13 protein-coding genes are annotated in these 13415 nt (G+C 64.3%); 11 read left to right on the plus strand and 2 right to left on the minus strand.

Going from position 1 to position 13415, the window contains the following annotated elements:
* Entirely contained in the window at nt 1-1275 is a 1275-nt protein-coding gene (gene rhlB / locus RM463_RS06060; protein ID WP_311429370.1) for an ATP-dependent RNA helicase RhlB, read from the minus strand.
* A gap of 132 nt (nt 1276-1407) precedes the next feature.
* Here rhlB and RM463_RS06065 point away from each other — a divergent pair, with 132 nt between their 5' ends.
* Together RM463_RS06065 and xthA are read left to right on the plus strand one after the other, a co-directional pair.
* A complete protein-coding gene (locus RM463_RS06065; RefSeq protein ID WP_195687700.1) occupies nt 1408-1665 on the plus strand; it encodes a hypothetical protein in 258 nt (85 codons plus the stop codon).
* The gene (gene xthA, locus RM463_RS06070; protein WP_311429371.1) at nt 1665-2501 is read left to right on the plus strand and encodes an exodeoxyribonuclease III; all 837 of its coding nucleotides are present in this window, start codon (nt 1665-1667) and stop codon (nt 2499-2501) included. The genes RM463_RS06065 and xthA overlap by 1 nt, the downstream gene beginning before the upstream one ends.
* Before the next feature lie 95 nt (nt 2502-2596).
* On the opposite strand, the gene RM463_RS06075 is transcribed toward xthA, so the two are convergent.
* Nucleotides 2597-3673: a 3-deoxy-7-phosphoheptulonate synthase gene (locus tag RM463_RS06075; protein WP_299231618.1), complete on the minus strand. Its 1077-nt coding sequence runs from the start codon at nt 3671-3673 to the stop codon at nt 2597-2599.
* Nucleotides 3674-3996: 323 nt separating this feature from the next.
* Between RM463_RS06075 and rpoE the strand changes: the two genes are divergently transcribed.
* The 9 genes from rpoE to recO all read left to right on the plus strand — a co-directional run bounded on the left by rpoE (nt 3997) and on the right by recO (nt 13344).
* Nucleotides 3997-4602: an RNA polymerase sigma factor RpoE gene (gene rpoE, locus RM463_RS06080; RefSeq protein ID WP_195687697.1), complete on the plus strand. Its 606-nt coding sequence runs from the start codon at nt 3997-3999 to the stop codon at nt 4600-4602.
* Nucleotides 4603-4791: 189 nt separating this feature from the next.
* A complete protein-coding gene (locus RM463_RS06085) occupies nt 4792-5520 on the plus strand; it encodes a sigma-E factor negative regulatory protein (RefSeq protein ID WP_311429372.1) in 729 nt (242 codons plus the stop codon).
* Nucleotides 5521-5533: 13 nt separating this feature from the next.
* Complete coding sequence (locus RM463_RS06090; protein ID WP_311429373.1) at nt 5534-6505, plus strand: MucB/RseB C-terminal domain-containing protein; 972 nt, start codon at nt 5534-5536, stop codon at nt 6503-6505.
* Nucleotides 6506-6618: 113 nt separating this feature from the next.
* Entirely contained in the window at nt 6619-8034 is a 1416-nt protein-coding gene (locus tag RM463_RS06095; protein ID WP_311429374.1) for a DegQ family serine endoprotease, read from the plus strand.
* 156 nt (nt 8035-8190) lie between these two features.
* Complete coding sequence (gene lepA / locus RM463_RS06100) at nt 8191-10008, plus strand: translation elongation factor 4 (RefSeq protein WP_195687693.1); 1818 nt, start codon at nt 8191-8193, stop codon at nt 10006-10008.
* A gap of 28 nt (nt 10009-10036) precedes the next feature.
* Nucleotides 10037-10840: a signal peptidase I gene (lepB, locus tag RM463_RS06105; RefSeq protein WP_311429375.1), complete on the plus strand. Its 804-nt coding sequence runs from the start codon at nt 10037-10039 to the stop codon at nt 10838-10840.
* 210 nt (nt 10841-11050) lie between these two features.
* Nucleotides 11051-11740, plus strand: a complete 690-nt coding sequence (gene rnc, locus RM463_RS06110) for a ribonuclease III (RefSeq protein WP_311429376.1) — start codon at nt 11051-11053, stop codon at nt 11738-11740.
* Nucleotides 11737-12636 carry a GTPase Era gene (gene era, locus RM463_RS06115; RefSeq protein WP_195687690.1) on the plus strand — a complete coding sequence of 300 codons (900 nt, stop codon included), beginning with the start codon at nt 11737-11739 and terminating at the stop codon, nt 12634-12636. Before rnc ends, era begins: the two co-directional genes overlap by 4 nt.
* 6 nt (nt 12637-12642) lie before the next feature.
* A complete protein-coding gene (gene recO, locus RM463_RS06120; RefSeq protein WP_311429377.1) occupies nt 12643-13344 on the plus strand; it encodes a DNA repair protein RecO in 702 nt (233 codons plus the stop codon).
* Nucleotides 13345-13415: the final 71 nt, after the last annotated feature.

Genomic DNA, 13415 nt, shown 5'->3' on the forward strand with positions numbered 1-13415 from the left:
TTACAGCAGCCCTTCGGGCGGATGCTCGCAGGGCAGCTTGTCGTCGATATAGCGCTCGATCTCGGGCAGTGAGAAGGCGTCCTCTTCGCCCACGAAGCTGATGGATACCCCCTTGGCGCCGGCGCGGCCGGTGCGGCCGATGCGGTGGACGTAGTCCTCCGGATCTTCCGGCAGGGTGTAGTTGATCACGTGGCTGACATCCTCGATATGGATGCCACGGCCGGCCACATCGGTGGCCACCAGGACCTGGATCTCGCCGGCACGGAACTTCTCGAGGGTCTCGATGCGCTGGTTCTGGGGGACATCGCCGGAGAGCATGGCCACATCGATGCCCGCCTTGCGTAGCAGCTCATCGAGCTTGCGCACCAGGTCGCGGCGGTTGCCGAACACCATCACCCGGTCAAAGCTCTCCTGCTGGAGCAGCTTGACCAGCAGGCGCTGCTTCTCCGCATCGCCGACCATATAGACCCGCTGATCGATGTCGGCGGCGTTGTCGACGGTGACGGCGATCTCGACATGGGCCGGCTCATGGGTCCACTGGCTGGCCAGCTGGAGGATATCCTCGGTGAAGGTGGCCGAGAACAGGAAGGTCTGGCGCTCCTCCTTCTTCGGCGTATGGCGAATGATCCGCTTGACGTCGGGGATAAAGCCCATGGAGAGCATGCGGTCGGCTTCATCGAGGACCAGCACCTCGACCTGGGTGAGGTCGACATCGCGCTTCTGATGGAAGTCGAGCAGGCGACCCGGGGTGGCCACCAGGATATCGAGCTTGCCGTCGAGGGCCTCGCGCTGCTTCTGGTAGTCCATGCCGCCCACCACGCTTGCCACCTTGAGGTCGGTAAAGCGTGCCAGGGCCTTGGCGTCCTTCTCGATCTGCAGGGCGAGCTCGCGGGTCGGGGCCACGACCAGCGCACGGGGTGCGCCCGGCTTCTGGCCGTTGGGGCGCTCCTCCTCGAGGAAGTAGGCCAGGATCGAGATCAGGAAGGCGGCGGTCTTGCCGGTGCCGGTCTGGGCCTTGCCGACGATATCACCGCCGAGCAGGGTGTGGCCGAGGGCCTCGGCCTGGATCGGGGTGCAGTACTCGAAGCCCAGCGCGTGGATGGCACGCATCAGTGGCAGGGGCAGGTCGAAGTCGTGAAAGCGCCACTTGCCGGCCACCGGGGTGACCTGGAACTGGCGCAGATCCCAGTTCGACTGGCGACGGCGCGGCTTGCGACGACGACGCTTGGGCTTGCGGTTCTCGGCCGGGGCCGTGGTCTGTTCCGACTCGCTCATAGGCTTGCTGTCTTTCCGTGTCGATAGGGTAGTCATGTCATGCAAACGGGTATTGTACCAGTCTATGCGACGAAGGGCGCGTCTCACCGCGCAGGGCTGATAGAATGCGCGTCACAGCAGAGGAGTATGCCCATGACACGTCGCAAGAAGACCCGTTCGCTGGCCGACAAGGTGCAGATTCGTACCGGTCGGCGCAAGGACTACAAGAAGTGGCGCCACGAGAATCCCGACCAGGTCACCTCGTCGACCCGCTACACCCAGAAGAAGCGTCAGCAGCGCAAGCTTCAGGCTGCCCGCAAGCAGGCTCGCCAGGAGGCCGGCCAGGAGATCGCCATTCATCCCGAGCGCGAAGGCGGCGAGGGGCCGGAGCCGGGAGGAACGTCGAGCTGATGCATCTGGTATCGTTCAATATCAATGGCATTCGTGCGCGCCTTCATCAGCTGGAGGCATTGGTCACGGCCCAGCGGCCGGCGCTGATCGGTCTGCAGGAGACCAAGGTGCAGGACGCCGAGTTTCCCCGCGAGGCGGTGGAGGCGCTGGGCTATCGAGTCGTCTACCACGGCCAGAAGGGGCACTACGGCGTCGCGATGATGCTCGATACGGCCCAGTGCGGCGAGCCCGAGGCGGTCCACTACGGCTTTCCCGATGACGCTGATGAGGCTCAGCGCCGCATGATCGGCGTGACCCTGCGGCTATCAGACGGTGAGCCGCTGACGGTATGGAATGGTTACTTCCCCCAGGGCGAGAATATCGAGCACCCGCTGAAGTTCCCCCACAAGCGGGCGTTCTATGCCCAGCTGAGGTCGCTGCTCGAGCGCCACCATCGCCCCGACGAGCGTCTGGCGGTGATGGGCGATTTCAATATTTCGCCCGAGGATATCGATATCGGCATCGGCGAGGCCAATCGCAAGCGCTGGCTGCGCGAAGGCAAGACCAGTTTCCAGCCGGTGGAGCGTGAGTGGCTGGCGGGTATCAAGGCCTGGGGCCTGGTGGACAGCTACCGGCTGCACTATCCCGAGGTGGCCGACCGCTACAGCTGGTTCGACTATCGCTCCAAGGGATTCGATCGCGACCCGAAGCGGGGCCTGCGCATCGACCATATCCTGGTGACCGCGCCGCTGGCGGAGAAGGTGGTCGACGCCGGCATCGACTATGAGCTGCGCGGCATGCAGAAGCCCTCCGATCATGCCCCCGTATGGACCGAGCTTTCTCTGCCGAAAGCGTGACGGCATAACGAGAAAGCCCACGCCGCGGAGGGGCGTGGGCTTTCGTGGTAGGCGCCTGCACCGGGTGGGTGGGCCGGCGCCATCGGCCGTGTCGATCAGCGCTCGATACGCTTGGCCAGGACCGGTGCCAGCTTCTCGTTCATCTCCTTGAATGCCTGCTCGGTGGTCTCCCAGTCGATGCAGGCATCGGTGATGGAAACGCCGTACTGGAGCTGGTCGAGATCCTCCGGCAGCTTCTGGTTGCCCCAGCCGATATTGGACTCGACCATCAGGCCGATGATCGAACGGTTGCCGTCGAGCAGCTGGTTGGTGACGTTCTCCAGCACCAGCGGCTGCAGCGCCGCATCCTTGTTGGAGTTGGCGTGTGAGCAGTCGATCATGATGTTGGGCTTGATGCCGGCCTTGTTGAGCTCCTGCTCTGCCAGAGCCACGCTGACGCTGTCGTAGTTGGGCTTGCCGTTGCCGCCGCGCAGCACCACGTGGCCGTAGGCGTTGCCGCGGGTGCGAATGATGGCCACCCGCCCCTTGTAGTCGATGCCCAGGAAGTTGTGCGGATGGGCCACCGATTGCAGGGCATTGACCGCTACACCCAGGCTGCCGTCGGTGCCGTTCTTGAAACCGACCGGGCAGGAGAGGCCCGAGGACATCTCGCGGTGCGTCTGGGACTCTGTCGTGCGTGCGCCGATGGCCGACCAGCTGATGCAGTCCTGAATGTACTGAGGCGAGATCGGGTCGAGTGCCTCGGTAGCCAGCGGCAGGCCCATCTCGGACAGCTCCACCAGCAGCTTGCGGGCCGTATGCAGGCCCTTCTCGATCTCGAAGGAGCCATTCAGGTTGGGGTCGTTGATCAGCCCCTTCCAGCCGACGGTGGTGCGCGGCTTCTCGAAGTAGACGCGCATCACGATATACAGGCTGTCCTTCACCTCGTCGGCCAGGCGGCGCAGGCGGCGGGCATAGTCGAGGGCGGCATCCACGTCGTGGATGGAGCAGGGGCCCACCACCACCAGCAGGCGCGGGTCTTCGCCGTCCAGGATGCGCTGGATGGTATGGCGCCCTTCGATCACGGTCTGCTCGGCGGCGTCGGTAAGCGGAATCTCCTGCTTGAGGGCTTCCGGGGTGATAAGCACGTCCTGGGAGAGGACGTTGAGGTTGCTGACCTGTTGATCTGTCATGCGATTTCCTGTGGGTCGTGTCTGCGCTGAAGGCCTGACGGCATGGTTGTTTTGGCTCTACTATACACCGGCCGGGGTAGGCCGGATCAATCACGGGAACCTGCGAAGGGCCGCCGGTGTCATAGCGGCCGCGTCCGGTGAGGATCCGCGGCTTGATGGATGAACAGGAAAAGGGAACACTTGTGCGACTCTTGATGATGGTCTTTGACCCCCAAACGCCCAGGCTTCAGGTAGACGCTATGCAAGCACGCCGTATTGTTGAAGTTTCCATGCCTTCCGGACGACGCTCCCTTTCCCGTCGTTTGATGACGGGGAGGGGTTAGATGGGCGCCAGGGAAACCGACCAGCAGCTCGTCGAACGGGCTCAGAAGGGGGATACCCGCGCCTTCGACCTGCTGGTGAGGAAGTATCAGCACAAGATCATCGGCCTGATCGGGCGCTATGTGCATGATCATGCCGAGGTGCAGGATGTCGCCCAGGAGGCCTTTATCAAGGCCTATCGTGCCCTTGGCAAGTTTCGTGCCGAGAGCGCCTTCTATACCTGGATGTATCGAATCGCCATCAACACGGCCAAGAATCATCTGGTCTCCAGGGGGAGGCGCCCGCCCGGCAGCGACCTGGATATCGTCGATGCCGAGATCCTCGACCAGAGTGGCCGCCTCTCCGACACCGAGACCCCCGAGTCGGCCATGGCCCGCGACCAGCTGAAGGGGGCCATCTTCGAGGCGATCGAGGGCCTGCCCGATGACCTGCGTACCGCGATCACGTTGCGAGAGCTGGAGGGCCTCTCCTATGAGGATATTGCCACCATCATGGAGTGTCCGGTGGGTACCGTGCGCTCGCGGATCTTTCGGGCACGAGAGGCGGTCGACCAGCATATCCAGCCGCTGGTGACCACCTCGCGCAACCGTGAACCGGTGGGCGAGTGATGCTCGGCAGTAATTTGTCGATTTATTGTCGATTCGCTGAACTGACCGATGCTTTTGGCGTCTCAAGCAGTGTTCGACCCGCCAACGGCGGTTCAGAGTGTCGGCATTCGTGGGGTGGCTACCGTGAATGGCGATATCTGGGTGATAACGGATGCAAGGCCGGGGCCTTGCCAGGTTGAGGTGTAAAGAATGAGTCAGAACGCACGGGAATCGCTTTCTGCCCTGATGGACAACGAGGGCGACGAGCTGGAACTTCGCCGCGTGCTGAAATCGCTGAGTGATGAACCCGATGCCGCCGACGCGTGGCGACGCTACCATCTGATGCGCAGCCTGATGAGGCAGGAATCGGATGTGGATGTCAGTGTCGACCTGTCGGCGGGCATCCTGGCGCGCCTCGAGAGTGAGCCGGCCCCCGTCCTCGATGAGGGGCATCGCGACGATGAGGTTCGGCCAGCTGCCGTTCGCCGCTCACTGCCGCTGGCACGCAGCGCCGGCATTGCCGCCGCGGTGTCGTTGATGGTGATCACCGGAGTGCAGTTCTACAACGGTGGCGGCCTGCCCGGCGGCGGGGGAAGCCCGTCTGCCGAACTCGCCGGAGGCGCCCCGGAGGGCGCCACCCAGGCGTCGCCCGCCAGCCTGGCAGCCACCGGCATGCAGCGTCCGTCATTGGCGGACCTGCCACTCTTCCAGTTGCCCCAGGGAGGCTCCAGCGGCCTGATGACCGTTGGCGCCGGCATGCAGAGCACGCCGATGTTCCTGGCTCCCAGCCAGCGGCAGTCGTTGATGGCCGATGAGGAGCAGGCGCGCCTGTTGCAATCCTACCTGGATCGTCACGCCGAAGGGACCGCCTACCGCAGCGGTGATGCCTGGATGCCGCTGCTGCGCGCCAGCGGTGGCGACAGCCTCGGTCAGCGCTGACGGGAGGTCGGCGATGCGCGTCTTTCGCAGCTGCGCCATGGTGCTTCTGCCGCTCCTGCTGGCGGCGGCTGCTCCTTCGGTCGTCGCCCTGGAGGCCACTCCCGATGATGACCGTTTCGACTGTCGTCTTCTCGCCACGGAGCCGACCCCGCAGACCGCCCGCGACTGGTACGAGCTCAATCTCTGGGCCGGCCACTGCTACCGCTACGATGCCCACGCGGTGCGCATCGGTTTCGATGGGGTGCGCACCCTCGTGATCAGTCACGACGTCAACGATGGGGTCGAGCGGGGTAGGGCGCGCTTCCTGGATGGTCCCCCCGAGGCGTTCGAGCGGCGCAGTCGCATCGGGCGCCTGGGCTGGTCGGAGGGCGGCTCGGCCCCCACGACCCCGGCCGGCATCGCGGCGAAGATCTCGTCTCACTACCGCTTGAGCCTGACAGGTGAGGAGCGTATCGCCAACCGGCGGGCCTATCGTCTGGATATCTCGCCGCTCGACAGCTTTCGCTACGGCAAGCGGCTGTGGCTCGATGCCGAGACCGGCCTGACCCTCAAGCAGAGTCTGCTCGATGAGACCGGGCGCGCGGTGGAGACCTTTCAGCTGACGGTGCTCGAGCGGCCACGGCTGCACCAGGGCGAGGTGAGCATCGACGCTCCCCGCGAGGCGCCTCGAGATGCCTGGCGCACCGGCTGGCTGCCTGCCGGGTTCAGCCCTCAGCCAGTGGAGACGCACAGTGGGCGTCATGGCAGCGACGTGACCCACCGCCTGTTCAGCGACGGCCTTTCCACCTTCAGTCTCTTCGTCGCGCCACTCGGCGAGATCGAGCCCCTGGCCCCCGGGCTGCACCGGCTCGGCGTCTCTCATGCCGTTGTGCGACACCGCGACCTGGACGGTACCCCGCGTCAGGTGGTGGTCATGGGGGAGATGCCGCCGCGGGTGCTGCTGCGGGTTGCCGATGGCTTGAGCTGGGCCGCCGCGGACTCCTGATGCGGTGACGCCGTGATATTGTCATTACGCTTTTCGCCTTGCCTATTTCAACCTGGTTCATCCCAACTCGATTCATTCCAACCCTGTTCATCCCAAGCTACGCAGGAGCCAACATGATGCGAACGCTGCGACACTTCTCCCTATGGATGCTGCTGGCCGTGACGCTGATGGCCTGGCAGGGGGCCATGGCCCGTGAGCTGCCCGACTTCACCGAGCTGGTGAAGGAGGCGGCACCCGGTGTGGTGAATATCTCGACGACCCGCATGGTGCAGAGCCGCAATCCCTTCCAGGGATTCGGTGGCGAGGAGGTTCCCGAGATCTTTCGTCACTTCTTCGGCGATCGCTTCCCGATGCCGCCGGACCATGGGTCGGGAAGGCCTCAGGAGCGTCAGTCGCTGGGTTCCGGCTTTATCATCAGCGAGGATGGCTACATCATGACCAATGCCCATGTGGTCGATGGTGCCGACGAGATCCTGGTGCGCCTCAATGATCGCCGTGAGCTGCCCGCCGAGCTGGTGGGCAGCGACGAGCGTACCGATGTGGCGGTGCTCAAGGTCGATACCGAGGACCTGCCCACACTGCGCCTGGGTGACTCCGATGGCCTCCAGGTGGGTGAGTGGGTCGCGGCCATCGGCTCCCCCTTCGGCTTCGATCATTCGGTCACGGCGGGCATCGTCAGCGCCATCGACCGAACCCTGCCGCGGGATGCCTATGTGCCGTTTATCCAGACCGACGTGGCCATCAATCCGGGCAACTCGGGTGGCCCGCTGTTCAACCTCGAGGGTGAAGTGGTGGGGATCAACTCCCAGATCTTTACCCGTAGCGGTGGCTTCATGGGGCTGTCGTTTGCCATCCCCATCAATGTGGCCATGGACGTGGCCGACCAGCTGCGCAGTGACGGTGAAGTGCGGCGCGGCTGGCTGGGCGTGATGATCCAGCCGGTATCGCGCGACCTGGCGGAGTCCTTCGGCATGGACGAGCCCCGCGGTGCGCTGATCGCCGATCTGGACCCCGAGGGCCCGGCGGCCGAGGGTGGCCTCCAGGCCGGCGACGTCATTCTCGAGGTTGATGGCGCCCGGGTGCATGACTCCAGCACCCTGCCGCGGCTGATCGGGCGTACCGCCCCGGGGAGCGATGTCGAGCTCGAGCTGATGCGTGACGGCAAGCGTCGCTCCCTCGAGGTGACGCTGGGGGACTGGCCCGACAGCGGCAGTGTCGCCGAGGAGAAGGGGGGTGACAGCCAGCAGGCGCGCCTGGGGATCACCGTGACCGAGCTGGACGACGCCGAGCGCAAGCGTCTCGGGATCGAGGGTGGTGTGCGCATCGCCTCGGTCGACCCCGCCGGGGCCGCTGCAAGAGCGGGAGTGCGGGCCGGTGACATCCTGGTCAGCATCGATCACCGGGACATAACCGACGCCTCACAGCTGGTCTCCCTGGCGCGTGATCTACCCACGGATCGTGCCGTTCCGGTGCGCCTCTATCGTGATGGTCGTTCGCTGTTTGTCGCGCTGCGCCTGGCCGGCGACTGATCCTCTCTCGACGCCAACTCACCAGCAGCCCGACGGTCTTCCCGTCGGGCTGCTGTATCTGGCACCGGCATACCGGTACAATGCGCCTATCCTGGCCGCCGGCCAGCGTCGCTGTGCCCGGCCCCGGCCCGAACTCTATTCAGGTAGAAGTCCCCGATGTCTCAAGACGCCTCCTTCGACAAGCTCAAGCATATCCGTAATTTCTCGATCATCGCCCATATCGATCACGGGAAGTCCACACTGGCCGACCGGTTGATCCAGACCTGCGGCGGCCTGACCGAGCGCGAGCTCAAGGAGCAGGTGCTGGACTCCATGGACCTGGAGCGCGAGCGAGGCATCACCATCAAGGCGCAGTCGGTCACCCTCGACTATCACTCGCCGGACGGGAACACCTACCAGCTCAACTTTATCGACACCCCCGGGCACGTCGACTTCTCCTATGAGGTCTCGCGTTCGCTGTATGCCTGTGAGGGCGCGCTGCTGGTGGTGGATGCCGGGCAGGGGGTCGAGGCACAGTCGGTGGCCAACTGCTACACCGCCATCGAGCAGGGGCTCGAGGTGTTGCCGGTGCTGAACAAGATGGACCTGCCCCAGGCCGATCCCGACAAGGTCTCCCACGAGATCGAGGAGATCATCGGCCTGGACGCCACCGATGCCTGTCAGGTCTCGGCCAAGAGCGGGCTGGGCATCGATGCCCTGCTGGAGCGTCTGGTGCGCGATATTCCGCCGCCCAAGGGTGACCCGGGTGGTCAGCTTCAGGCGCTGATCATCGACTCCTGGTTCGACAACTATCTGGGGGTGGTATCGCTGGTGCGGATCTTCGACGGTACCCTCAAGAAGGGCGAGAAGATCCGTATCAAGTCCACCGGTCGCGACTGGCAGGTCAACGAGGTGGGTATCTTCACCCCGCAGCGCCACCAGACCGATGTGCTGCGTGCCGGTGAGGTAGGCTTCATCGTGGCCGGCATCAAGGAGATCCAGGGAGCACCGGTGGGCGATACCATCACCCACACCAAGACGCCGGATGTGGCTCGCCTGCCTGGCTTCCAGAAGGTCAAGCCCCAGGTCTATGCCGGCATGTTCCCGGTCAGTGCCGATGACTACGAGGATTTCCGCGACGCCCTGGAGAAGCTGGCGCTCAACGATGCCTCCCTGGAGTACGAGCCGGAGAACTCCGACGCCCTGGGCTTCGGTTTCCGGGTCGGCTTCCTCGGCACCCTGCACATGGAGATCATTCAGGAGCGTCTCGAGCGCGAGTATGATCTGGACCTGCTGACCACCGCGCCCACCGTGGTCTACGAGCTTGTGCTCAAGGATGGCGAGGTGATCTATGTCGCCAACCCCTCCAAGCTGCCCGATATGGCCGACGTCGAGGAGATGCGCGAGCCCATCGTGCGCGCCAGCATCCTGGTGCCCCAGGAGTTCGTCGGCAATGTCATCACCGAGTGCGAGCAGCGCCGCGGTACCCAGAAAGACATGCAGTTCCTGGGTAGCCAGATCCAGCTTACCTACGAGCTGCCCATGTCCGAGGTGGTGATGGACTTCTTCGACCGCCTCAAGTCGATCTCCAAGGGCTATGCCTCGCTGGAGTACAACTTCGAGCGTTTCGAAGCCGCCAAGCTGGTGCGCCTGGATGTCTTGATCAACGGCGACAAGGTCGATGCCCTGGCGGTGATCATTCACCGCGACCATGCGCACTCCCGCGGGCGCCTGCTGGTGGAGAAGATGAAGGAGCTGATCCCGCGGCAGATGTTCGACGTGGCGATTCAGGCGGCCATCGGCGGCCAGGTGGTGGCCCGCTCCACCGTCAAGGCACTGCGCAAGAACGTGACCGCCAAGTGTTACGGCGGCGATGTGTCCCGCAAGAAGAAGCTGCTCGAGAAGCAGAAGGCGGGCAAGAAACGCATGAAGCAGGTGGGCCGGGTGGAGATTCCCCAGGACGCCTTCCTTGCCGTGCTCAGGGTCAACGACTGATTCCACCAGCTAGGGACAACGAACCGCCATGGACTTCTCACTGCTGTTGGTGATTGCCGTTGCCGTCACCGGCGTGATTACCCTGCTCAACTATTTCTGGTGGCGTCCGGCGCGTCGCCAGTCACTGCAAGCCGCCGAGGCCGGGACCACCGAAGGCCTGCCGTCCAATGCCCGCGAACAGGTGCTGAAAGAGCCCTGGCCGGTGGACTACGCCCGCTCGTTCTTTCCGGTGCTGCTGGTGGTGCTGGTGCTGAGGAGCTTCGTGGTGGAGCCGTTCCAGATCCCGTCAGGCTCCATGCGCCCGACCCTGGAAATCGGCGACTTCATCCTGGTCAACAAGTTCGCCTACGGGCTGCGCCTGCCGGTGGTGCATACCGAGATCGTCGATCTGGGTGAGCCCGAGCGTGGTGATGTCATGGTGTTTCGCTTTCCCAGCGAGCCCTCGGTCAACTTCATCAAGCGAGTCGTCGGCCTCCCCGGTGATCGCATCCGTTACGAGGGCAAGCAGCTTTATGTCAACGGAGAGCCGGTGCACAAGTCGCTGCTGGCCGAAGGGCCGGCCGAGGCGCCGGGAGAGTTGATGTATGCCGAGCAGCTGGGCGAAGTGGAGCACCGCATCTACAATAATCCGCGGGACCTCGGTCCCCAGATGCGCGAGCTGGTCGTGCCGGAGGGGCATTACTTCACCATGGGTGACAATCGCGACCACTCCAACGACAGCCGCTACTGGGGGTTTGTGCCGGCAGACAACGTGGTGGGGCGTGCCTTCGCCGTATGGATGCACTGGGATGATGGCCTGCCGAGCTTCACCAGCATGCGACTCATTCACTAGGCCTTGTCTGAAAAGTCGGCGGGCGAAGGTTAGGCAAGGCAAAAATCGGCGAAAAGACGGAGTTTACGGAGTGTAAATGAGGACTTTGAGTCGATTTTTAACGCCGTATAGCCGAGCGCAGCCAGTTTTCGGACGAGCCTAAGTGCCTCGTTGTACTTTCAGAAGCTGTACTACCAGAATCAGACGACAGAATCGGATAACAGGATTTTCGTGAGCCAAACCCTCAACGCCTTCAGCCGACGTCTCGGCCACGACTTCGGCGACGACACGCTGCTCGAGCTTGCCATGACCCACCGCAACTATGGTGGCCAGAACAACGAGCGCCTCGAGTTTCTGGGTGACTCCATCGTCAACTTCGTCATCGCCGAGGCCCTGTTCCGTCGCTTCCCCGAGGCGCGAGAGGGACAGCTCTCCCGCCTGCGTGCGCGCCTGGTCAAGGGCCAGACCCTGGCGGAGCTGGCTCGCGAGATGGGGTTCGGAGAGCACCTGCGGCTCGGGTCCGGAGAGATGAAGAGCGGTGGGCATCGCCGTGACTCGATCCTCGCCGATGCCGTCGAGGCGGTGATCGGTGCCATCTATCTCGATGCCGGCATGGAAGCCGTGCGCGCCCGGATACTCTCCTGGTATGCGGGACGCCTGGAAGACACCAGCCTGCAGCATACCCAGAAGGATCCCAAGACACGCCTGCAGGAATTCCTGCAGTCGCGTCAGGAGCCACTGCCCCGCTACGAGGTGGTCAGCGTCGAGGGCGAGGCCCATGCCCAGACCTTTACCGTGGAGTGTCATGTGGAACTGCTGCAGGATCATACCACCGGCATCGGCTCCAGCCGCCGTCACGCCGAGCAGCAGGCCGCCGAGGTGGCCCTGAAGCAGCTTGAGCCAAGAGGAGTCCGGTCATGACCCAGACCTGTGGTTTCGTGGCCATCGTCGGCCGCCCCAACGTCGGCAAGTCCACGCTGATGAACCGTATTCTCGGCCAGAAGGTGTCGATCACGTCGCGGCGGCCCCAGACGACCCGCCATCAGGTGATGGGCATCAAGACCGAGGAGGAGACCCAGTTCATCTACGTCGACACGCCCGGCATCCATATCATGGCCAAGGATCGCAACAAGGCGATCAACCGCTTCATGAATCAGGCGGCCGTGCAGGCGCTGCGCGATGTCGACTGTGTGGTGTTCATCATCGACCGCACTCGCTGGAGCGATGAGGACCAGGTCGTTCTCAAGCGCCTCGAGCATGTCAACGCACCGGTGATTCTGGCCGTCAACAAGGTCGATCGCCTGCAGGACAAGTCCGAGCTGCTGCCCTGGCTCGAGTCGGTCGGCGCGCGCCGGGATTTCGCCGCCATTGTGCCGATCTCCGCGAAGCACGGCACCAACGTGCCGGAGCTCGAGGCCGAGGTGGCCAAGCACCTGCCGGAAAGCGTGCATTTCTTCCCCGAGGATCAGGTCACCGACAAGAGCCAGCGATTCCTGGCGGCCGAGCTGGTGCGCGAAAAGGTCATGCGCCAGCTTGGCGATGAGCTGCCCTACCAGATGACCGTGGAGATCGAGGAGTTCCGCGACGAGGGCAGGGTGGTGCATATCAGCGCCCTGATCCTGGTGGAGCGCCAGGGCCAGAAGAAGATCCTGATCGGCGAGAAGGGCGAGCGCATCAAGAGCATCGGCCGCGAGGCGCGTCTCGATATGGAGCGTGCCCTGGGGGCCAAGGTGATGCTGAATCTGTGGGTCAAGGTCAAGCGTGGCTGGTCCGATGACGAGCGAGCGCTCAAGAGCCTGGGTTACGACCTCGACTGAGGTGACATGACCCCCGAGCCGGCCTTCCTGCTGCACAAGCGCCCCTATCGCGAGACCAGTGCGCTGGTGGAGTTGTTGACGCTTCACCGCGGTCGAGTGCGGGCCGTCGCTCAGGGCGTGCAGCGGCCCGGGTCGCGGTCGCGTGGCAGGCTGCAGCCCTTCGCTCCACTGCATGTGACCTGGGCCGGCGAAGGCGAGCTCAAGCGCCTGAGGCTGATGGAGAGTCGTGGTGGGGTGGCGCTGCTGGCGGGCGAAGGGTTGCTGTGCGGGCTCTATGCCAACGAACTGCTGACACGCACCCTCCCGGTGGAGTTTCCGGTAACGGAGGTGTTTGCCTTCTATACCTCGCTGCTCGAGGCCCTTCCCAGGCCGGGTTCACGCGCCGGTGCTCTTCGACGCCTGGAGTTCACCCTGCTCGAGTCGCTGGATGCCGCCCCGCGCTTCGTGGCGACCGAGGGTGGCGAGCTCGATCCCCAGGCTCGCTATGTCTACGACGCAGCCAGCCGCGCCTTCCGCCTCGGCCAGCCGGGGATCGATGGTCGTACCCTGCGCCTGCTCGCCGCCGGTGAGTGGAGTGCGCCGGGACTCGCCGGCCCCGCGAAGGCGGTGGCTCGCGCCGCCCTGGCGCCACTGCTGGGCAGCCGCCCGCTGCGCTCCCGGGAGCTGATGCGCGAACTTGCCGAGACCCGGCGTGCCGGGCTTCGCTAGGAGCACGGCTGCGCTGAGAGCGATTAAACTTTACGCCCCCCTCTGTCGCTAGCCTTGCCGGCTTACGCTAA

It is taken from the genome of Halomonas sp. LES1, assembly GCF_031846005.1.
Lineage (GTDB): Bacteria > Pseudomonadota > Gammaproteobacteria > Pseudomonadales > Halomonadaceae > Halomonas.